Below are 23,589 nucleotides of genomic sequence, written 5' to 3'. Positions count from 1 at the left end.
TAGGAAATACAGTGCCAAAGCTATCCGGACGGGTAAACAATTTAAATCCATTAAAAATCTGCTGCTTTTAACAAACTACATCAATCTTAATTTCTGCCTTATTAAATATTTTTCAAAACCGGCGCGCCGTATCCTGCACTCAAAAATCTTTACCTTTGCATCCTTTTTAAATTAACGGAGCAGATTAGAAATGAAGCAAAAATATCCGGAATATAAACAGTTGAAACTTACTGAAATTGCAAAAGACATCCAGGAAGCGTGGCAGGCAGATGATACTTTTCAAAAAAGCATTTCTAACCGGGAAGGAAATCCACCTTTCGTTTTTTATGAAGGCCCTCCAAGTGCTAACGGAATGCCGGGCATCCATCACGTTATCTCCCGGACTTTAAAAGATTTAGTTTGCCGCTATAAAACCATGAAGGGTTTCCAGGTAAAGCGCAAGGGTGGCTGGGATACGCACGGCCTGCCGGTGGAATTAGGCGTTGAAAAATTGCTGGGTATCACCAAAGAAGATATCGGAAAATCAATCTCCGTTGAAGAATATAATGCCACCTGCCGGCGCGAGGTGCTTAAATACAAAGATAAATGGGATGAAGTAACACAAAAAATGGGCTATTGGGTCGATTTAGAACATCCTTATATCACTTTTGAAAATGATTATATCGAAACGCTTTGGTGGTGTTTGAAAGAATTGTACAAAAAAGGGTATTTATATGAAAGCGTGAGTATCCAGCCCTATTCGCCTGCTGCCGGCACGGGTTTAAGTTCTCATGAACTGAATCAGCCCGGTACGTATAAGGATGTAAAAGATACGAGTGCAACCGTGATGTTTGCACTGTCCAACCCTTCCAAAGGAGGGGAGAAAGAACATCCTGCAATAACAAAAATATTTTCAGCAATAAAAGAATTTTCTGAAGTGCCCTCCCTTGGAGAGGACTTAGGGGAAGTCTTCTTTCTTGCATGGACAACAACTCCGTGGACTTTACCTTCCAATCTCGGGTTAACTGTCGGTCCCAATATTGACTATTCACTGGTAAAAACTTTTAATCCATATACGCATTTACCCATTAATGTTATCCTAGCTACCGTTTTAATTTCCAATTATTTTAAAGCGGAAGGAGAAAATGGGTCATTCGCTGATTATAAAGAAGACGATAAATTGATCCCGTGGCAAAAAATTGCCATTTTCAAAGGAAACGAATTGGAGGGATTAAGTTATCAGCAATTGATGCCATTTGAAGCAAATTCACCGGAAAGAATTGAGGAAATTACTCCCGGCGCACAACCTTTTAAAGTGGTTTTAGGTGATTTTGTGACTACAGAAGATGGAACCGGAATAGTTCATACTGCTCCTGCATTTGGCGCGGATGACTTTAAAATTGGAAAGAAAAACAACCTTGGAATTTTAATTCTGGTAGATAAAGAGGGAAAATTTATTGACGGCGTTGGGGAATTTAGCGGCCGGTATGTGAAGGATTATAAGGATGACCCACGTTACACGGATGTAAATGTGGATATAGCTGTTAAATTAAAGAAAGAAAACCGGGCTTTTAAAGTAGAAAAATATGAGCACAATTATCCGCATTGCTGGCGAACCGATAAGCCTGTAATTTATTATCCGCTGGATGCATGGTTTATAAAAACCACTGCTGTTAAGGATAGAATGATAGAGCTAAATAAAAGCATTAATTGGAAACCGGCTTCTACCGGAACCGGAAGATTTGGGAACTGGCTTGAAAATATGGTAGACTGGAACCTGAGCCGTAGCCGCTTTTGGGGAACTCCTCTTCCTGTGTGGCGAACCGAAGATGACACTGAAGAAAAATGTATTGGCTCGATAGATGAATTAAAAAGTGAGATAAAAAAATCTTTTGATGCAGGATTTATACTTCTTGAAAACGACACAAATATTGAATCTCAGATTGATAAAATGGTCTCTGACCTGCACAAACCGTATGTAGATAATATAATACTAGTTTCTTCCGAAGGCAAACCAATGAAAAGAGTTCCTGATTTAATAGATGTTTGGTTTGACAGTGGGGCCATGCCTTATGCCCAATGGCATTTTCCTTTTGAAAACAAAGAACAGTTTGAAAAAAACTTTCCCGCCGATTTTATTGCAGAAGGAGTAGACCAAACAAGAGGATGGTTTTATACACTGCATGCTTTAGCAGTTCTCTTATTCGATAGCGTAGCTTATAAAACAGTTGTAAGTAATGGCCTCGTTTTAGATAAAAACGGAAACAAAATGAGCAAACGGGTGGGTAATGTGGTAGACCCCTTTGAAACGCTGGAAGTTTTCGGCCCCGATGCCGCACGATGGTACTTAATTACCAATGCTTCACCGTGGGATAATCTGAAATTTGATACAGAAGGCATTAAGGAAGTTCAGCGTAAATTTTTCGGCACATTATTTAATACTTACCAGTTTTTTGCCCTGTATGCCAATGTTGACGGCTTTAATTTTGGAAAACAACCTATTCCGGTTCACGAAAGGCCCGAACTGGATCAATGGATATTATCTTCACTTAACTCGTTAATAAAAGAAGTTAACTCTGCCTTTAATGATTATGAGCCTACTCAGGCTGGCCGGGCAATTGAATATTTTTTAGATGCACATTTAAGTAATTGGTACGTAAGGCTTTCGCGCCGAAGGTTCTGGAAACCAGTGAGCGCTAATAATCCCGAAGGAGAAAACGACAAGATTTCTGCCTACCAGACCCTCTATTATTGCCTGGAGGTTTTAAGCGGTCTTATGGCGCCAATTGCACCGTTTTTCGCAGATTGGCTTTTCAACAATTTAAATTCAGTAACAAAAAAGAATACTGAGTGCTCCGTTCATCTGACAAATTTTCCTGTTTACCGGGAAATAGATATAAACTTGCCGCTTGAAGACCGGATGCAGTTGGCCCAGGATATTTCTTCTTTGATATTGTCATTACGCAAAAAAGTAAATATTAAAGTGAGACAGCCACTGCAAAAAGTAATAATTCCCGCTGTTGATGCTGATTTCGAAAAGAAAATCCGGCTGGTCGAAAACATTATTAAATCTGAAACAAATATAAAAGAGGTTGAGATTCTTGAAAGTGGGAATAATTTTATAAAAAAGAAGGCCAAAGCAAATTTCAAAACGTTGGGGAAAAGGTTGGGCGCAAAAATGAAGGTGGTGGCTAAAGCCGTCGAAAACCTGGATGACGCTTCAATTAACAACATACAGCAGGGGAATTTCATGCTCAAACTTGATGAAAATGAAACAGTTGCAATTTCGTCTGAGGATATCGAAGTGAGTACGAATGAAATTCCGGGATTTGAAATAGCTGTAAAAGGCAGCCTGACAGTAGCGCTGGATCTTCAAATGACTGACACGCTAAAAAAGGAAGGATTTGCCCGCGAATTTATAAACAGGATTCAAAATTTGCGTAAAGAAAATGATTTTGAGCTAACTGATAAAATACTGCTAAAAGTGCAGGAAAAAGAAGGCCTTAAAGATATAATTACTGAATTTAATGAGTATATTTGCGCCGAAATTTTGGCAGATAGTATTGAATATTCCCCCGAAATTTTGAATGGCATAAAAATAGATGTCAACAATGACACTTTTACAGTAAAAATTTCTAAAAAAAGCTATTAAATCTATATGGCAACTAAGAAAAAGGCAACCGTTGTTGCATCAAAATCTAAAGCTGGAAAATCCGCGGCGCCAAAGTCAGCTCCTGCAAAAAAAGCTACAGCGAAATCTGTGAAGCCGAAGGAGAAACCAGCTACGAAAAAGGCAATGCAGAAAAATGCAAAGCCAGCTAAAGTTGTCCCGGCGAAATCGGATAAAAATTCAAAAACTACACCAAAAAAACAGGCATCAAAGCCGAGCAATGCAAAAAAGCCCGCGGCGAAAAAAACTGCTAAACCTGTGGCCAGGAAAATAGCTTCAAATAAAAAAGCAGTAAAAACTAAACCGATCGAAAAAAAACCAATTGTGAACACGAAAAAAACTCCAATAAAAAAAGAAAAAACCCCGGAAAAAAAGCTGGCACCGGTTAAAAATAATTCTGATACAAAATCTGTAAATTCTAAATCGCTTTCAAAAGGTTCGTTGAAGGACAACGCTGACAAACATAAGGACGAATTGAAAAAAGCAATTGCAAAAGTAAAAAAAGAAGAAAAGCAGGATAAGGAAGAAAAGAAAACAAAAAAGCAATTTGTCATGCCAAAAACAAATACGGAAAAAGCGAGAAAATATGAGCCAGAATTCACAAAATCTGTGCTGGATCAAAATCCACCTGAAAACAACGGCCCTACTATGAGATACAGCGATAGCGAATTACAGGAATTCAGAGACCTGATTACCCGAAAATTAGAAACCGCCAAAAAGGAACTGGGCTATTTGCAGGGTTTGATAACCCGTAAGGACCAGATGGGCGGGGATGAAAGTGATAACCGGTATATGACCATGGAAGATGGCAGCCTCAGCATGGAAAGAGAACAATTGAGCCAAATGGCAAGCCGCCAGATAACTTTTATTGATCATCTTGAAAAAGCCATGATGCGGATTGAAAATAAAACTTATGGTATTTGTCGCGTGACAGGCAAACTTATTGATAAAGCAAGATTAAGAGCGGTTCCCCACGCTACGCTTTCTATTGAGGCAAAAATGGGAACGGCTAAATAAATTTTCCTGAAAAAGATTGAAAAAGGGAATCGGGGAATCCGGTTCCCTTTTATATTGCAACAAAATAAAAATTTGAATTATTCATTGCTTTACTGCACTTTAATTTGAAGCGATAGCCAGCGAAGCTACACTAAGCTGCACGTTGTTAAGCTTTAATATTTCAGTACCGCAAGCGTCAATTGTAGCACCAGTAGTAATTACATCATCCACCAGCAAAATGTGCTTCCCTTCCAGCTCTTCCGGGTTTTTTATAAAGAAAATTCCGTCAACATTCTTCCAGCGCTCCACCCTGTGCTTTTTAGTTTGTGTTTCTGTAAAAATCTTTCTAATCACATTATTTTTAATGACCGGCGTCCCAAGGACGGCGGCTATTCCATGACAAAGAATTTCTGACTGGTTAAATCCCCGAGTTTTCTCTTTCTTTTCAAATAAAGGCAAAGGAATTAATGCATCGACTCGAAACCGGTTGCTATTCAATAAACTGTTACCCATCATAGTGCCCAAAAAAAATCCGGCTTTTTTATTACCGCGGTATTTGAATTCATGAATCATATTTTGAACCATTGAGCCTTTGGCAAAATAAAGTTCACTCATTGCTGAGGCGAGCGCTATTCTTCCCCAAAATTTTTTTTCTACAGGATTGTTTTTATGCATAGCAAAATGAGTCCGTGGCAAGTCATTGAGACATTCAAGACAAAGAAAGTTATCTTTTTCAATTACATCGCTACCGCAACCAATACAGGTGTGCGGGTAAAAAAGATTGAAAAGCGGAGAGAGGGTGAAAGATAAAATTCTCATTTTGAAGCAGTTTTAGTAATAACGGAAAAAGATACGGTAATTAATAAATAAAAATAATCAAAAAACAGAGAGATATGAATAAGGTGCCGCGAAATATTTTAACTAGATTTAAGTATAACTTTCTCATTCTCCCTTGCTAAGAAACTGAATTGAAGTAACTTTGCACCCTCAAAAAATTTTCCGGTTTTATCCGGATGCTTAAATTAAAATATGGATATCAGAAATATCGCAATAATTGCACACGTTGACCACGGCAAAACCACCCTTGTTGACAAAATCTTACACAGCACTAATATCTTTCGCGAAAACCAGGAATCAGGAGAACTGATTATGGACAGCAATGATCTTGAAAGAGAACGAGGCATCACTATTTTCAGTAAAAATATTTCTGTTAATTATAAAGGAGTTAAAATAAATGTGATAGACACTCCCGGCCACAGTGATTTTGGAGGTGAGGTAGAAAGAGTATTAAAAATGGCAGACGGGGTACTTTTGCTGGTGGATGCGTTTGAAGGTCCCATGCCACAGACAAGATTTGTTTTACAAAAGGCATTACAATTAGGCCTCCGCCCGATTGTTGTGATTAATAAAGTGGATAAGCCAAATTGCCGTCCCGATGAGGTGCATGATGCAGTTTTTGAATTATTCTTTAACCTGGATGCCACTGAAGAACAATTGGATTTTTCCACAATTTATGGCTCAAGCAAACAAGGATGGATGAATACTTCGCTAACCCCAACTGACAATATTTTTCCTTTATTAGATACAATCCTTGAAAAAGTGCCGCCTCCCTCAGCAGAAGAAGGAACCTTGCAAATGCAGATTACTTCGCTTGATTATTCGTCATTCCTGGGGCGGATAGCTGTCGGAAAAGTAGCCCGCGGTGTGATAAAAGAAAATCAGCCATTGTCTTTGATGAAATTAGACGGAACCGCTCAAAAGAGTCGCGTAAAAGAATTGTATGTTTTTGAAGGTTTGGGCAAAAAGAAAGTGAGCGAAGTAAAAGCAGGAGATATTTGCGCAGTAGTAGGTATCGAAGGATTTAATATCGGAGAAACGCTGGCAGATTTTGAAAATCCTGAAGCATTGCCATTGATTAATGTGGATGAGCCTACAATGAATATGCAGTTCAGCATTAATAATTCGCCCTTTTATGGAAGAGATGGCAAATTTGTTACTTCCCGCCATTTAAAAGACCGGCTTGAAAAAGAACTGGAAAAGAATCTTGCTTTGCGCGTTTCTGAAACCGGCAGTGCGGATAGTTTTATGGTATACGGCCGCGGCATTTTACATCTCAGCATTTTGGTGGAAACTATGCGCCGCGAAGGCTATGAACTAACCGTAGGACAGCCACAGGTAATCACTAAAGAAATTGATGGTCAAAAGTGTGAGCCGTATGAAAATTTGGTAGTGGATGTGCCTACTGAACATAGCGGTCGGGTTATTGATTTGGTAACCCAGCGCAAAGGTGAAATGCTGATTATGGAAAATAAAGGAGAAATGCAGCATCTTGAATTTGAAATTCCTTCAAGAGGGCTGATAGGACTTCGTTCCAATATGCTTACTAATACCGCGGGTGAAGCCGTGATGGCGCATCGCTTCCTGGAATATAAACCATGGAAAGGATATATTCCCGGAAGAAGTAATGGCGTTTTAATTTCGAAAAACCAGGAAAAAACAACCGGTTATTCAATTGATAAATTGCAGGACAGGGGAAGATTTTTTGTGGACCCCGGAGAAGAAGTTTACGTTGGTCAAATCATTGCAGAGCATATTAAGCCGGGAGATTTGGTTGTGAATGCCACCGAGCCTAAAAAATTAACCAATCACCGCGCGAGCGGCGCTGATGATGCTTCACGCATTGCGCCAAAAACATTGATGACTTTGGAAGAGTGCATGGAATATATTCAGCAGGATGAATGCATAGAAGTAACGCCCAAATTTATTCGTATGCGCAAAGTGATTTTAAATGAAGACGAAAGGAAGAAAACGCAAAAGATGCAGCAAGTGGAAGCCTGATAATTTATTTAAATGCGAAAAATCTGGCTCCGTTGGCTGGATTTTTTTTGCAATACCTAATCTTCTTTTAATTTCAAATTTTATCCTGTAACTCAATAGCGAAGCAACAAATAAGCAGAATATTTATTTTACAAAGCATCTGCTATTTTTTTTTCAACAGTATAGTTTTTACGCCAGTAAACAAAAAAATCGCCCATATTTTTATTTTTAAGCCGTATCTTGGCCCGCCCGGTTGACATTTAGGCCCGTTTGGAGACTGTAAGTTTTGTTTGCCAGAACGCTTTACAGTAAAGCCTTTCAAAATAAACAAAACTATTTGCCAATTGTAGAATTAAGTGATATTTTATTTTATCAACCAACGATTTAGAAATAATTTCATCAGCATTTGCCTCAAAAACAAATTAAATAAAATAATAAACTTTAAACTATCTTATGAGCTTCTGGTTTTTTGTAGTGAATAAGAAATGAAACAATCGAGCTAATCAATTATGCAAAATAAAGGTTTATACTCTCCGGAATTTGAACATGATGCATGCGGTATCGGGTTTGTTGCAAATATTAAAAGTAACAAAAGCCACCGCATTGTTTCAGATGCACTTACTATTCTTGAAAAAATGGAACATCGTGGCGCGTGTGGCTGTGAGATGAACACAGGCGATGGTGCTGGTATTTTGATCCAAACGCCACATGAGTTTTTCTTTGATGAGTGCCTCAAATTGGGAATCCATTTGCCATCTTATAGCAGGTATGGTGTAGGCGTATTATTTTTCCCGAAAGACATTCGCCTTCGCGAGGAATGCCGCGACATTTTCAATCGCTGTTCCGAAACGCTGGGCCTCGAAGTAATGGGATATCGCCGTGTTCCCGTAAATACGGAAGGCATTGGCAAGTCCGCACTATCTGTAGAGCCGGAGATAGAACAAGTATTCATCGCCTGTCCCGACCATATTCATAATCCTGATGAATTTGAAAGAAAACTATTTGTATTAAGGAACTATGCTACAAAAACTATTAATAATACAGTAAAAAAAGATCCGATTGGTTTTTACATCGCATCTCTTTCATATAAAACAATTATATATAAGGGACAACTTACCAGTACGCAGGTTCGCGGGTATTTTCCTGATTTAAGTAACAAGAAAATCGTTTCCGCTTTTGGTTTGATTCATTCACGCTTTGCTACCAATACTTTTCCTTCGTGGAAATTGGCCCAGCCATTTAGGTACATTGCGCATAACGGTGAAATAAATACTTTACAGGGCAATTTAAACTGGCTGCGTACCAGTGAAAAGAGTTTTATAACACAATTCTTTTCTAAAGAGGAGATGGAAATGCTTTTGCCGGTAGTGTCGCCGGGTCAATCAGATTCCGCGTGTCTTGATAATATGATTGAATTGCTGCATCTCTGTGGCAGATCGTTACCTCATGTGATGATGATGTTGATTCCTGAGGCATGGGACGGCAACGAACAGATGGACCCCGTAAAAAAAGCTTTTTATGAATTTCACGCCTCATTTATGGAACCTTGGGATGGGCCTGCTTCCATCTCGTTTACAGATGGCAAAGTCATAGGCGCTACGCTGGATAGGAATGGCCTTCGTCCTTCAAGGTATTGCATTACCACTGATGACCGCGTAATCATGGCCTCCGAGACAGGAGTTCTGCCCGTAGACCCAAAGATGATAAAAGAAAAGGGCCGGCTGCAACCAGGCAAAATGTTTGTAGTAGACCTGGAAGAAGGGCGCATCATTAGCGACGAGGAAATCAAACAAAAAATTTGTTCTCAAAAACCCTACGGAGAATGGCTGAATAAATATAAAATCCGGCTGGAAGAATTACCTGCGCCGCGTGTTATGTTTACCCACCTGGAGCACGACCAAATCTTTAAATACCAAAAAGCCTTTGGATATTCAACTGAAGACCTTGAGCTCTTGATTTCGCCAATGGCGCTAACCGGAAAGGAGCCGATTGGGTCTATGGGTAATGATGTTCCGTTAGCAGTTTTGAGTAATGAACCTCAGCACCTGAGCAGCTATTTCAAACAGCTTTTTGCGCAGGTAACAAATCCGCCTATCGATCCTATCCGGGAAAGATTAGTAATGTCGTTAGCCACCTTTTTGGGAAATAATGGAAACCTGCTTGAGGATGATCCGCTATCCTGCCATACTGTTGCCTTAAGACATCCTGTGCTTTCCAATACTGAATTAGAAAAGATCAGAAGTATTGACACTGGCATCTTTCAGGCGCACACGCTGCAAACTTACTTCCTTGCCGATGGCAAGCCCGGTTCTCTTCAGCGCGGCATTGAGCGTCTTTGCCGGTATGCAGCCGAAGCAGTAGAGGATGGCTTTGAAGTCTTGATTTTATCTGACCGGGCAATTGACTCTGAGCATGCTGCTATTCCTTCTTTACTGGCTTGCTCTGCTGTTCATCACCACTTAATCAAAAAAGGCCTGCGCGGACAAGTAGGAATTATTATTGAAGCGGGCGATGTCTGGGAAGTACATCATTTTGCCTGCCTTATCGCATTTGGCGCTACGGCCATCAATCCATATCTGGCGCTTTCAACCATTCGGGATCTGAGGATCCAGGGAAAACTGGGGAACGAACTGGATTCCAATGCGCTGAAAAAGAATTATAAAACCGCCATTAATAATGGATTGCTCAAGGTGTTCTCAAAAATGGGCATTTCCACATTCCAATCTTACCAGGGAGCCCAGATATTTGAAATATTGGGAATCAATAAATCAGTAATAAATAAATATTTTATTGGAGCCACCTCAAGGATTGAAGGGATGGGCCTGGATGAAATAGCTAAAGAAACACTTGCAAAGCATGGCTTCGCATTTAGTAAAAAAGATATTTCATTCGACCGCCTGATAGTGGGTGGGCTTTATAAATGGAAACGCCGGGGCGAATACCATTTATTTAACCCCATCACCATTCATTTGCTTCAGCACGCCACAAGGATGGGGGATTATAAAATCTTTAAAAAATATTCTAAGGCCGTAAATGAACAAAGCGAAAAGGCGGTTACCTTAAGAAGCTTGTTTCAATTCAAAAAGAACCGGCCATCTATTCCTCTTGAAGAAGTAGAACCCGCAGAAAATATTTATAAAAGATTTGCCACCGGTGCAATGTCATTTGGGAGTATCTCATGGGAAGCCCATACTGTTTTAGCTATTGCTATGAACCGGCTTGGAGGAAAAAGCAATACGGGTGAAGGCGGCGAAGACGAAATACGTTTTCAAAGGCTTGCGAATGGAGATTCTATGAGAAGTTCAATTAAACAGGTAGCCTCCGCACGGTTTGGTGTTACAAGCTGGTATCTGAGCGAAGCAGATGAACTTCAGATAAAAATGGCACAGGGAGCTAAGCCTGGCGAAGGAGGTCAATTGCCTGGGCATAAGGTAGACGAATGGATAGGAAGAGTAAGGCATGCTACTCCGGGAGTAGGATTAATATCTCCTCCGCCCCATCATGATATATATTCTATTGAAGATCTGGCGCAATTAATTTTTGATTTAAAAAATTCAAACCGGAGTGCACGGATAAATGTGAAGCTCGTTTCAAAAGCCGGAGTCGGAACCATAGCAGCCGGAGTTACAAAAGCAAAAGCAGATGTGGTTTTAATTTCCGGGCATGATGGCGGAACAGGAGCGTCACCTATAAGTTCCATAAAACATGCAGGCCTTCCGTGGGAATTGGGACTTGCCGAAACGCACCAGACTTTAGTAAAAAATAAACTTCGTAGCCGTGTAGTGGTGCAAACCGACGGGCAATTAAAGACAGGGAGAGATATCGCCATCGCAACGCTGCTTGGGGCTGAAGAATGGGGAGTAGCCACCGCCGCCTTAATTGTGGAAGGCTGTATTATGATGCGCAAGTGCCATTTAAACACCTGTCCTGTAGGGGTAGCTACTCAAAATCCTGAATTACGGAAACGTTTTACCGGCGATGCCGACCATGTGGTAAACCTGTTTAAGTTTCTTACCGAGGAATTAAGAGAAATTATGGCTGAGCTTGGTTTCCGAACCATTAATGAAATGGTTGGTCAGGTGGATTTTCTGGAAAAAAGAGAAAACATAAGCCATTGGAAGTTTAAAAACCTCGATCTATCCCCCATACTATATAAAGAGCCTGCGTCAGAATTTGTAGGATTATTCAAATCAGAAGAACAGGATCATGGCTTGAATGGCATTCTCGATTGGGAATTATTAAAGCTTGCCGAGCCTGCACTTACCTCAGGAAAAAAAGTGAAAGGAACTTTTGACATTACAAATACCGACAGAGCTACAGGTACGCTTTTATCAAACGAAATTTCTAAAAAATACAAAGGCACCGGCCTTCCTGATGATACCATACATTTTAAATTTACCGGAACTGCAGGCCAAAGCTTCGCTGCCTTTAATACCAGGGGGGTGACAATGGAGCTCGAAGGAGATGCAAACGATTATTTTGGAAAAGGACTGAGTGGCGCCAGGATAATTATTTATCCTTCAAAACAGGCGGGTTTCGTACCTGAAGAAAATATTATCATAGGTAACGTAGCTTTTTATGGAGCTACTTCAGGCGAGGCTTTTATAAGGGGAAAAGCAGGAGAACGCTTCTGTGTCAGAAATTCAGGGGCAAACGTTGTGGTAGAAGGTGTCGGTGATCACGGCTGTGAATATATGACGGGAGGCAACGCAATTATTCTTGGCCAAACCGGGCGTAATTTTGCAGCAGGTATGAGTGGAGGAATTGCCTATGTTTATGACACCCAGCATAATTTTGATGCATTTTGCAATAAAGAAATGGTTGATTTAGATACGCCGGATAGCAATGATGAAAAATTCCTTCATGAAATGATAAACAGGCAATTTAGCCTTACAGGCAGTACAGTTGCAAGATTCATTCTAAATGATTTCGAAAATCAGATTAAATCTTTTGTGAAGGTATTTCCTAAAGATTACAAAAAAGCGTTGCAGGCAAACTTTGCCGCAAATGAAGTGGTAACCAATAAATAAATCAAGAAATAGTTACGGAATGGGAAAAATAACAGGATTCCTGGAATTTACAAGAGAGCTTCCTCACAAAAGACCTCCTGAGGAAAGAGTAAATGATTACAAGGAATTTATTGCGATGTATTCAGAACAAAAGCTGAATCAGCAGGCAGCCAGGTGTATGGATTGTGGCACTCCATTTTGCCACGATGGTTGCCCGGTCGGCAATTTAATTCCTGAGTTTAATGATGCTGTCTATCGCCAAAGCTGGCAGGAAGCTTACGAAATACTTTCTTCCACCAATAATTTCCCTGAGTTTACCGGAAGGATATGTCCTGCACCCTGCGAGTCTGCGTGCGTTCTGGGTATTAATCAGCCGCCGATTACTATTGAAGAAATAGAAAAGCATATTATTGAAATTGCCTTTGAAAAAGGGCTGATAACTCCACAAATTCCGGCCGTAAGGACTGGTAAAAAAGTTGCCGTGATTGGCTCAGGACCTGCAGGTATGGCAGCCGCCACCCAATTAAACAGGGCCGGCCATTCGGTTACGGTTTTTGAAAGAGATGACGAACCGGGCGGTTTATGCCGCTATGGAATTCCTGATTTTAAACTGGAAAAATGGGTTGTGGAGAGGCGCATCAATCTTATGAAAGAAGAAGGCATAGAAATCCGGTGCAATGCCAATGTAGGTGTGAACGTAAGTATCAATGATATCTTGAGGGAATACCAAGCAATTGTATTGGCAGGCGGCTCTACTATTCCACGCGATTTAAGTATTCCAGGCCGCGAATTAAAGGGCATTCATTTCGCCATGGATTTCTTAAAACAGCAAAATAAAAGAGTCTCTCATATTAAGGTAAAAGAAGAAGACATTTTCGCAACCGGCAAAAATGTGGTGGTAATTGGCGGTGGAGATACAGGGAGCGATTGTGTAGGCACTTCAAACCGGCAAAAGGCAAAATCCATAACACAATTTGAATTGTTGCCAAAGCCACCCGCAGGACGCACTCCCTATATGCCATGGCCTACTTATCCTATGGTTCTTAAAACCACAAGTTCGCATGAAGAAGGCGCTGCACGTCATTGGGCCATTGCAACAAAAGAATTTATCGGCGATGAAAAAGGAAATTTGAAAGCGCTGAAAATCGTGGATCTTGAATGGAAATTTACCGAGGAAAACAAGCCTGCAAGATTTGTTGAGGTACCCGGAAGCGAAACAGAAATTCCGTGTGAGCTTGCCTTACTGGCAATGGGCTTCATCCATCCGCAACATGAAGGATTATTAACCCAATTAGATGTAGAATTGGATGAAAGGGGCAATGTAAAAGCATCTGATAAAGAATTCCATACTAATATTTCTAAAATATTTGTAGCAGGCGATATGAGGCGCGGCCAGTCTCTGGTGGTTTGGGCTATCAGTGAAGGAAGAGAATGTGCACGAAAAGTTGATGAATATTTGATGGGCTACTCTTTGCTGCCTTCAAAAGATCAGAATATTTTGCACCAGGTGGTTTAATTAAAACCTTTTGGATTTCTTTTGAAAAATAAAAATCCGCTTATTTGTTGCTTTACTATGGCGAGCCTGCAATAGCAGTTATCCGGCCTCCAATTAATCGGAAGACTCTTCCAGAGTGGCGCTTTTGATAGCTAATTGAAATTTGGTATTGAGCGCTATTTCAAAATTATGCTCATTCAGGATATCCATTGTGGGTGCATCTTCCATCATAATCTGGGCCAATTGCATCGCCAGCGTTGAGCTGCTAATTATATTCCCGACTTTGCCGCCTGTAAATTCAATTTTAAATTTATATCCGGCTTTCCTTGCTGTTCCTGCGCGTTCAAAATCAATGCGGTTAAGATCCAGCACTTGCGACTCAGTGATTGATTTTTTCAATAAAATCCTGATAATTGGCAAGTACTTTTTCCAGATGTGCGTGTACATTTAAATAGTGGTTTTAATATAAGGAGGGCTTCAGCTTCCGGGGGCCTGGCGCCAAAAAACGAATAAGAATTACCGCCTTGCGGTTAAAATTAAAGTAAATTTTTTATCAGGAAAAAAATTTACTCTTTTTTCATTGTAAATCATCTAATTAAAACATACAAATTTTTACAGCCAAAAGGAATGTCGTGTCAAAAATGGTACAAAAAAAATCCCCCACAAACCATCGCGGAGGATTACCTGATTAAAAACTACACATTATTATTGAAGAATTACCTTTAAAAATTTGGGGCTTTTGATGCGAGCTTAAATTTCAATCTTTTTTTATTACTATCTTTCAGTATTTAGCTGGTGGTGCATTTTAATGATTGATTGGCAGGAAAATAATAAGGATTAGCAACAGGTGCCGTACGTTTTTAGTTCACTTTCAAAACTATAAAGTGAAATTTGTGGCGGCGTTAGATTAACTATTCACTAAATTTGTTATCGTCAACAACTTATTCAGGAATGGCTTTTATCGATATAAAATTTCCTAAATCACTATACCGGGCGTTGCACATTCCTGTAAGTTCTACCAAAAGACAGCAATTAAAAGTTTTACAAAAATTATTAAAAAGAGCAAGATTTACTGAATTTGGTCAAAAGTATTTGTTTGATCAGATTCTGCTAAGCAAGCATCCTGCTAAAAATTTTCAAAAAATAGTTCCCATTTTTTCTTACGAAAAAATTTATAAAGAATGGTGGTTTAGGGCGCTGGAAGGCAAACCCGATGTGTGTTGGCCCGGCATTATTAAATTTTTTGCTTTAAGCAGTGGCACCAGCGATGCATCCAGCAAATACATTCCCATTACCAAAGAATTAATCCGGGCCAATACGCTTACCAGTTTCAGGCAATTGATAAGCCTTGCTTCCTATAACAATGTGCCCAAAAAATACGTTGGAAAGGGATGGCTTATGCTCGGGGGAAGTACGCATCTTCAGAAATCGGCTACTTTTTATGCCGGCGACCTTAGCGGCATACAGGCAAAGAATATTCCTTTCTGGTTTCAGGGCATGTATAAGCCGGGCAAAAAAATTGCTAAAGTAAGCGACTGGTCCAAGAAACTGGATGAAATTGTAGAAAAGGCGCCGGAGTGGGACATCGCTTTTTTGGTAGGAGTTCCGGCATGGGTGCAGCTATGCATGGAAAAAGTGATAGAAAGATATCGCCTGAAAAATATCCATGAAATATGGCCTAATCTTGCATTTTATGTTCATGGAGGAGTTGCCCTTCAACCTTATAAAAAAGGATTCGACAAACTTTTGGGAAAGTCGATAACTTACATTGAAACTTATCTTGCAAGCGAAGGTTTTCTGGCTTTTCAAAACCGGCAGAATGCAAAAGGCATGAAGCTGGCCACGAACAATAATATCTTTTTTGAATTTATTCCTTTTGACCAAAATAACTTTGATGCCGACGGCAACCTGGTTTCAAATCCTCAAACGCTGATGGTGCACGAGGTAGAAAAGGATAAAAATTATGCTATCTTAATCAGCACAAATGCCGGCACCTGGAGATACCTGATTGGCGATACTGTTCAATTTGTGGATGTGGAAAAATCAGAAATTATCATTACCGGCCGCACCAGGCATTTCCTGAGCCTCGTGGGTGAACATCTAAGTGTAGACAATATGAACAAAGCGATAAAACTGGTGAGCGACGATTTAAACATCTCCATAAGCGAATTTGCAGTAGCCGGTATTCCCTATGGAGATTTTTTTGCGCATCAATGGTATATTGGCACTGATGATTCAATAAATTCTGAATCACTTAAAATCTTGATTGACAAAAAATTAAAAGAATTAAATGATGACTATGAAGTGGAAAGAAATCATGCCTTAAAGGAAATTTTTGTGGACATTTTAAGTGAGGAAACTTTTATGAACTTTATGAAATCCAAAGGCAAAGTAGGCGGACAGCATAAATTCCCCCGCGTATTAAAAGGCAAAATGCTGGAAGAGTGGTTAAAATTTTTAGAAGAAGTGAAAGCATGACATCAAATACAGTAAAAGCACTTTTATTCGTTATTTTAATATTATATTCATAAAATTGTTCCCTTTACATGGTTGAGGTTATTGAAGCAATACTTAAAGGAATAGCAATGGGATTGTTACTTGTGATTTCCGTGGGACCGGTAATATTCACGGTAATAAAACAAAGCATCAATAATGGGAGGGGTGGTGGTTTCAGTTTTGTAATTGGCGTTTGGATAAGTGATTTTTTATTGGTGGTTTTAAGCAATCTTTTTTCAGCCTTGGTAACCACAGTAATGAGCTTCGAAATGCAAATCGGGATTGCCGGCAGCATTTTTCTTATTGCGATGGGACTATATTATATTTTTCTTAAAAAGGTGCACGTCCATCCTGAAGAGGTGTCAATATCTTTGAAAACAAGCGACCACGCAAAAATAGCTTTGCAAGGGTTTCTTCTGAATACCCTTAATCCTGCAGTGATTGCTTTCTGGCTTACGGCTGCCACAGCCATAGCAGTTTCCCATTCCATTCGTGAGCGAATCATAATTTTTGCCACGGCTTTGCTTTTAAATATGTGTGCTGATGTTGCAAAAGTGACGCTGGCCGGGAAATTGAGAAAAAAATTAACCGTAAAAAATATCCGGTTAATTAATAAAATTTCCGGATTGATATTGGTAATTTTTGGAACTGTGTTGTTTTTTGGAGTTTTGTTTTTTGTAAAAAAAATGTAATCTTATGCGCCTGTTATGTATATTCACGATTTTGCTCTTGGGAACACAGGCTTGCATTGCTCAAAACGATTTGTTGCTGCTGAAAAAAAATAACCGAACAGTTAGATCATTTTATCCCGGAACAAATATTGATTTTTCAACTGATAGCCGCTATTATGAAGCACAAATAACCGGCATACAAAAAGATTCGCTTTACCTGGTTCAATACGATATACGAAGGGTGTATTCTTCTATGCTAGGGCTTTTTGTGTCAGATACTGTGGCCTCCTATCGATTTGCAATTAACTATAAAGAAATTACTGCCCTGGGTAAAGAAGGTAACAAATTTAATTGGAGCGGTTCTGGGGCTGCGCTGTTTGGCGGTGGCGCCTTGCTAACCACGGCCGGGTTGCTGACCTGGGTTTTTTCAAAACCCAATACGAGATATTATGCAAGTCCTAAATTGGTAATTGGAGCAGCGGCTTTAACAGGGATTGGATATTTGCTTTTGAAAACAGGTAATAAACCAATGAAATTGGGGAAAAAATATACATTGCACTATATAGAACTTAAATAGCAAAATCGTTTTTATTGGAATCAAAAAAGCCCTATTTGAGAAAACGCGGTTTATTTCGGAGGCTGGGCCGCACTTTATTGAAAATTATTTTATACGGATTTCTTCTTTCTGTTCTGTATATTTTGTTTTGTAAATGGATTAATCCACCCATTACAATAACTCAGTTAAACAGTTTGATAACCGGCCATGGGCTTAGAAGAGATTATATTGATTATACGAATATGGGCTCCAACATAAAGCTGGCAGTAATGGCCGGTGAAGACCAATTGTTTCCTGATCACAACGGCTTTGATTTCAAAAGCATCCAAAAGGCATTGAAGCACAACCGGAAGAGTAAGTCATTGCGGGGAGCCAGCACTATAAGCCAGCAGGTAGCAAAAAATGTATTTTTATGGCAACATGGTGGTTACTTTAGAAAGGGATTGGAAGTATATTTTACTTTTATGATAGAGCAGCTCTGGAGTAAAAAAAGGATTTTAGAAATGTACCTTAATGTAGCCCAAACCGGACCTGGAATTTATGGCGTGCAAGCTGCCGCAAAGTATTATTTTAAGGAAGACTGCAACGATCTTTCACCAAAGGAAGCAGCCATGATTGCATCTTGCCTTCCGAACCCGGTTTTATTTACCATTCACCCGATGTCCCGGCGGGTAGCCTACCGTTATCCGTGGATACTCCGGCAGATGAAAAATCTACAGGCGGATGCGGATATCCAGGCTTTGCTAAAATAATAGCTGAAATTTGACCGATTCATTTTGTAAAAATGCTACCTTGAACCTCAGATTGAGATTCAACAATCTGCATTGTAAACACGTATTGTTTTGCTGTTACGTTCATAATTTTTTTTCCAAATGAAATATTTCCCGGCTTATCGGAAATCATATCTCTTAATAATAACGATTATCAGCCTGTGTTTTTTATTGATTCAATGTATTGATAGGGGAAGAAGAAAAAATGAAACTTCCGAAATTGAAAACACCAAATTTAACGAGTTCGCAGGGTCTGAATCTTGCCGGAAATGTCATGCACAGGTGTATAACGACTTTATTTTAACCGGGCATTTTTCCACCTCAACGCCTGCTTCTGCCCAGAGTATTTTAGGAAGTTTTGAAGAAGGAAAAAATACTTTTCACTACCGCAAGGGACTTTATGTATCTATGGAAAAAACTGACAGTGGTTTTTACCAGGTTGAATATGTTGACAGTATCCGAAAAATTGCACGAAAATTCGATATTACAGTTGGATCCGGAGAAAGGGGCCAGACCTATCTTTCATGGCAGGGAAATCTTCTTACACTTCTGCCAGTCTCCTACCTCACTTCAACTAATAGCTGGGCCAATAATCCCGGGCAACACAACCAAATTTTCTTTGACGCCCCTGTTAGCGCCACATGCCTTCAATGCCACACAAGCTATGCAGAGGTAATTCCATTCAGGCTGGTAAATGCGCCTGAAGAGTTTAATCCAAAAAAGATAATTTATGGCATTTCCTGCGAAAGATGCCATGGGCCTGCGGCGCAGCACGTAGCTTACCAGACGGAAAACCCCAATGATAAATCAGGCAAGTTTATAATTAAACCGTCTACTTTTTCAAGAACGCAGTCGCTAGACATGTGCGCGGTATGTCACGGGGGAAGAATAAAAAATCTAAAGCCACCATTCTCTTTCCAGAGTGGCAACAGGCTAAGCGAATATTACCAGTTTGATACTTTAGGCACTAACAACCTGATAGATGTGCATGGCAACCAATATGGTCTTTTAAAAAAAAGTAAATGCTTTCAAACCAGCCAATTGACATGCATAACCTGCCACAGCCCACACAAAAATGAAGAAGGCAATCTCCGGTTATTTTCTCAAAAATGCATGACTTGTCATAATGAACAGCATGGAACATTTTGCAAAATCAATCCGATAACTAATTCTATCAGCGCTAATTGCATTGATTGCCACATGCCGGAACAGCCTTCAAAATCAATTGTCCTCCAGCTTGAAAATAATAAAATTCCTACTGCCCAGCTTTTAAGAACGCATGATATTGCTATTTATCCAGCGGCAACAAAAGAATTTTTAAAAAATGAAAAAAAGAAAGAATCGGGCGATTGACCTTAAGGATCTACAGAACGTTTCTGTCCTTTATTATTTATTATTTGTACTGATTTTACATTGTCGCCCACGGTAATAAATCTCCCTGATTGTGATAAAAATGAAGAGCCATACCCGACTTCACGTTTTTGTTTTCTTCCATCTTTAAAATAAATCGTCACCGATTCATCCATAGGATTTAAAGGAATCATTTTTATATCCTTATTTAATTCAAAAATTTTCAACGGCCCTTTGTTCTGGCTCGCTGCTATTAAAAGTTTATTAGATTTATTTCTGAACTGTACCAGCGCTTTTCCATTTCCGCCAATAAAAACGCCACTCTGCAAAATAGAAAGTGGAATAAAATTGCCTTTACCGTCTCCTCTGAGCAATATGCCATTTAGTGCATCATATCGTCCAAGAATTGGTTCTGTTCCAAAATCGTTTCCATTGACCAGCACATCAAGATTGCCATCTTCATCAAAGTCATTTACTACCATTCCATTCAAAACTGATATTTGTGCCTCCTTTGGCAAGGCATTTATAGTAAAACGACTTTTACCTTCATTTTTTATTACGGCAGATGAAAAATAATTCGCTTTCAATTCTATTGCCCCTTCTCGGTCCTGCAGGGGAAATATTGAATCGATGGTACTGTTAGCAAATGATTTATAATTTGGGTATCTTTTCCTTAAAGCCGGCAATTGTCTGAAAATATCGTCCCGGGATTCTGCAGGAAACTCACGACGCGTAGTATCAGATGCTGAAGTCGGAAGGAACAAAGACATTATTGCATCAAGAGAACCATTATTATCAAAGTCTTTGGCAAGTATTTTTACGGGATACTTGTCACTTGCCTGAAAAAATGAATTTCTTCCCAAATTTCCTGCTATATAGTCCATATCGCCGTCGTTATCAAAATCACCGGCTGCTATAGAGCTCCACCATCCAATATGATTATTGATTCCGGAAGAAATGGTGACATTTTTAAAGACCCCATTTTGATTTTCTAAAAAAGTTACAGGCATCCATTCTCCCACAAGCACCAAATCGGGCCAGCCATCATTATTAAAATCTGTAAAAAGCGCATCGCTTACCATACCAATATTTTGCAATGCGGGAGCAGTCACGGAAGTTACGTCTGTAAAGCGCACGTGCCCCGCCTTGGAATCGTTTCTGAAAATAAAGCTGGAAACCGGCTTAGGATAATTTCCCACATCTACTCTTCCCGAAACAAACAAATCCAAATCACCGTCTCTATCATAGTCACTGGCTTTGACACAAAATTTGCTTGTAAAATTCGGAGGTAAAGCGGAACTATCTTCGGTAAATTTCCCTTTCCCATCATTTACATAAAGCCTATCCTGATATGCCGCTGTCATACTTTTAGCCTGGAAACCTCCGCTGGCAACATATAGATCTAAATCGCCGTCTCCATCAGCATCAAATAATAAGAGCCCCTCATCCTCTCTTTCTTTCGAAGAAATATCATTTTCTCTCAATAAATCGCGCTGAATGAAATTGCCATCAGGCTGCTGCAAAAAAATCTGTGCAGAAAATCCAAAAGCGCCTCCCACCAAAATATCATCTAACCCGTTTCCATCCACATCTCCAACAGCAAGAGCAGGGCCATACTCCGAAAATTTATGAGGCAGCAAACCCTGGACGGCAAAATCATTAAAATCTTTGTATAGCTGAGTAAAACGCACATTTAAAAAATTTGTTACATCTTTAAAGGTAGCTTCCGTATCTAGTTTAGTAGTTTCTAAAGAGTACGGTATATTTGCGTCTTTCTCCCTCGCAGCCACCATTTGGTTGGCCTTTACATTTTTTAATATTTGCGCCTTACCATTTGGCCATTTAACAATCAAGGAATCAATTAGGCTAACATCCCCTAGCCCAAAATGTGGTTCAATTTGCATTGTAGACAAATACCCCCTGTATGGCGTTTGTTCGTACACCTGCTTTTGGCCTTTATAGTGAAGTTCTATAAAAGTTCCAAGGCCATTTACGTTTTTTGAGTTTCCATACAATTTGACTGACAGGAAATGGGGAGGATTTTTCGATGAATTCATAATTGTATTTTGATAAACCGAGGCTTCGTCGTTGATATTATTCACCACCACATCCATGTCGCCGTCATTATCAAGATCCACATACACGGCGCCATTTGCAAATGTGGGTGTAACGATTCCCCATTGATTGGTCAGATTACTAAAAGTCCAGTCGCCATTGTTTCGGAAAGCAAAATTACGAAGCTTTACTTGCGGAATTTGAGACATAGTATATTGTGTGCTGGCTATCTGTGAGGACCCCATCCTGAATCCAACAAAATCATGGTCTGTAATATCGCGCGGAAAACCATTGGTAATAATAATATCCCGAAAACCGTCATTATCAAAATCTGTGACAAGCGGACACCAGCTCCAATCTGTTTGAGAAATGCCAGCCATGTATCCTATATCACTAAAAATTGGGTCGCAGACCGAATCACTTTTGTTTACTATCGGACCTTGGTTAAGCTGCAGGGTGTTTCTCACATATTGATATTGGTAACCATACAAATCGCTGTTCAGATAAGTGAGATAGTTATTATTGCCCAACATCATTTTTTTCCGGTAGTTATCATGCGGGTTCATGTCAAGCTCTATTACATCTGCGAGGCCATCGTTGTTGATATCAATAACATCTTGCCCCATACCATTTGCAGAAGTATGCTTAAAATATGAAGCAGCCTTATCAGTAAATGTACCGTCATGGTTATTAATATATAGCAGATCAGCAGGTGTGAAGTCGTTACTTACAAAAATGTCTTTCCAGCCATCAAGATTGAAATCCGCTATAGTTACCGCGTGGCCATAACCTTCTATTGTAACGCCGGCTTCTTTTGAAACGTCTTTGAAAACAGGATGTTTCGAAATGGAATCATAATCGTTTCGATACAACCTTCCCGTGCTCGGGAATGAGCCGTCAGTAACTTTTGGCCGCAAAACTGAAGGGTTAACGGAGGGCACAATCTCATTTACACAAAGATACATATCAAGGTCGCCGTCATTATCGTAATCAAAAAATGCGGCCAGCGTTGATGAGGTTGTATCGTCTAAACCATATTCCCTGGCCAATTCTTTAAAAACCGGAATGCCATCTTTGTTTACTCCCTGGTTTACATATAAAAGATTTCTCCGCCTTTCAGGATTTTTATCCATCGTCACACTTACGTAAATATCCATCCAACCATCATTATTAATATCGACTACAGAAATACCTTTGCTCCACCTTCCTCCGCCATCCACCCCTGCTTCCGCCGTTACATCCCTGAATTTAAAATCGCCTTTATTAAGATACAATTTGTTTGAAACCTGGTTACCTGCGAAATACAAGTCCTGCAATCCGTCATTATTAAAATCACCAACACCTATGCCGCCTCCATTGTAAATATTGGTTTCATCCATAGGGTTCAAGGTATCTGATTCTGTAATTTTATTATTAAAATAGATTCCGGTCCTGCTGGGTGGCAATTCATTAAACAAGGTATTATTTTTTCTGCACGACACTAATAAAATAATCACTGCAATCATGAATAAGCCAAGCCAACTCCGGAAAAATTTCATTGATATTATTTATAACAAAACAAAAAGATAAAGAGGTAAAGCTTTCACTTTACCTCTTTAAAACAAAAAAAGAAAACAGTATTGTATTAATTATTAGTAAGTAAACCCAGGCATCGCAGCCTGAGATTCTGTTAGAACGGTACGTAACAGTCTCCCGTTATACCGCTCCGATTTTCCAACCGTTGGT

At 39.7% G+C, this 23,589-nt stretch carries 14 protein-coding genes; 10 read left to right on the top strand and 4 right to left on the bottom strand.

The window, feature by feature from the left end:
* The first annotated feature begins 190 nt into the window (after positions 1-190).
* On the top strand, positions 191-3,631 hold the full coding sequence (ileS, locus tag EFY79_RS14945; protein WP_123121535.1) for an isoleucine--tRNA ligase: 3,441 nt from the start codon (positions 191-193) through the stop codon (positions 3,629-3,631).
* A gap of 2 nt (positions 3,632-3,633) precedes the next feature.
* On the opposite strand, the gene EFY79_RS21625 is transcribed toward ileS, so the two are convergent.
* On the bottom strand, positions 3,634-3,981 hold the full coding sequence (locus EFY79_RS21625) for a hypothetical protein (RefSeq protein ID WP_199727551.1): 348 nt from the start codon (positions 3,979-3,981) through the stop codon (positions 3,634-3,636).
* Here EFY79_RS21625 and EFY79_RS21620 point away from each other — a divergent pair.
* Entirely contained in the window at positions 3,974-4,666 is a 693-nt protein-coding gene (locus EFY79_RS21620; RefSeq protein WP_233578025.1) for a TraR/DksA family transcriptional regulator, read from the top strand. The two genes, EFY79_RS21625 and EFY79_RS21620, sit on opposite strands and share 8 nt — an antisense overlap.
* Before the next feature lie 99 nt (positions 4,667-4,765).
* Here the strand turns inward: EFY79_RS21620 and EFY79_RS14935 are convergent, their stop codons facing one another.
* A complete protein-coding gene (locus EFY79_RS14935) occupies positions 4,766-5,464 on the bottom strand; it encodes a ComF family protein (protein ID WP_123121534.1) in 699 nt (232 codons plus the stop codon).
* A 210-nt stretch (positions 5,465-5,674) separates the two neighbouring features.
* On the opposite strand from EFY79_RS14935, the gene typA reads away from it, so the two are divergent.
* The 3 genes from typA (at position 5,675) to EFY79_RS14920 (ending at position 13,987) form a co-directional block, all read left to right on the top strand.
* The gene (typA, locus tag EFY79_RS14930; RefSeq protein WP_123121533.1) at positions 5,675-7,483 is read left to right on the top strand and encodes a translational GTPase TypA; all 1,809 of its coding nucleotides are present in this window, start codon (positions 5,675-5,677) and stop codon (positions 7,481-7,483) included.
* Positions 7,484-7,971: 488 nt separating this feature from the next.
* A complete protein-coding gene (gene gltB, locus EFY79_RS14925) occupies positions 7,972-12,492 on the top strand; it encodes a glutamate synthase large subunit (RefSeq protein WP_123121532.1) in 4,521 nt (1,506 codons plus the stop codon).
* A 19-nt stretch (positions 12,493-12,511) separates the two neighbouring features.
* Positions 12,512-13,987, top strand: a complete 1,476-nt coding sequence (locus EFY79_RS14920) for a glutamate synthase subunit beta (RefSeq protein ID WP_123121531.1) — start codon at positions 12,512-12,514, stop codon at positions 13,985-13,987.
* A 93-nt stretch (positions 13,988-14,080) separates the two neighbouring features.
* Here EFY79_RS14920 and EFY79_RS14915 read toward each other — a convergent pair whose 3' ends face one another.
* Complete coding sequence (locus EFY79_RS14915; protein ID WP_123121530.1) at positions 14,081-14,413, bottom strand: hypothetical protein; 333 nt, start codon at positions 14,411-14,413, stop codon at positions 14,081-14,083.
* Between the two features lie 504 nt (positions 14,414-14,917).
* Here EFY79_RS14915 and EFY79_RS14910 point away from each other — a divergent pair.
* From EFY79_RS14910 to EFY79_RS14890, 5 genes are all read left to right on the top strand, one after another.
* Entirely contained in the window at positions 14,918-16,444 is a 1,527-nt protein-coding gene (locus tag EFY79_RS14910) for a GH3 family domain-containing protein (RefSeq protein WP_123121529.1), read from the top strand.
* 68 nt (positions 16,445-16,512) lie between these two features.
* Positions 16,513-17,154, top strand: a complete 642-nt coding sequence (locus tag EFY79_RS14905; protein WP_123121528.1) for a LysE family translocator — start codon at positions 16,513-16,515, stop codon at positions 17,152-17,154.
* A 4-nt stretch (positions 17,155-17,158) separates the two neighbouring features.
* The gene (locus tag EFY79_RS14900) at positions 17,159-17,710 is read left to right on the top strand and encodes a hypothetical protein (RefSeq protein WP_123121527.1); all 552 of its coding nucleotides are present in this window, start codon (positions 17,159-17,161) and stop codon (positions 17,708-17,710) included.
* Positions 17,711-17,724: 14 nt separating this feature from the next.
* Complete coding sequence (gene mtgA, locus EFY79_RS14895) at positions 17,725-18,441, top strand: monofunctional biosynthetic peptidoglycan transglycosylase (protein ID WP_233578024.1); 717 nt, start codon at positions 17,725-17,727, stop codon at positions 18,439-18,441.
* Positions 18,442-18,561: 120 nt separating this feature from the next.
* Positions 18,562-19,812: a multiheme c-type cytochrome gene (locus EFY79_RS14890; protein ID WP_123121526.1), complete on the top strand. Its 1,251-nt coding sequence runs from the start codon at positions 18,562-18,564 to the stop codon at positions 19,810-19,812.
* 2 nt (positions 19,813-19,814) lie between these two features.
* Here EFY79_RS14890 and EFY79_RS14885 read toward each other — a convergent pair whose 3' ends face one another.
* Positions 19,815-23,402: a VCBS repeat-containing protein gene (locus EFY79_RS14885; protein ID WP_123121525.1), complete on the bottom strand. Its 3,588-nt coding sequence runs from the start codon at positions 23,400-23,402 to the stop codon at positions 19,815-19,817.
* Positions 23,403-23,589 lie beyond the last annotated feature (187 nt).

The organism is Hanamia caeni (assembly GCF_003721595.1).
Classification (GTDB): domain Bacteria; phylum Bacteroidota; class Bacteroidia; order Chitinophagales; family Chitinophagaceae; genus Ginsengibacter; species Ginsengibacter caeni.
The sequence above is the reverse complement of the archived record's forward strand: the minus strand, read 5'-3'. Positions and strand labels throughout refer to the sequence as shown.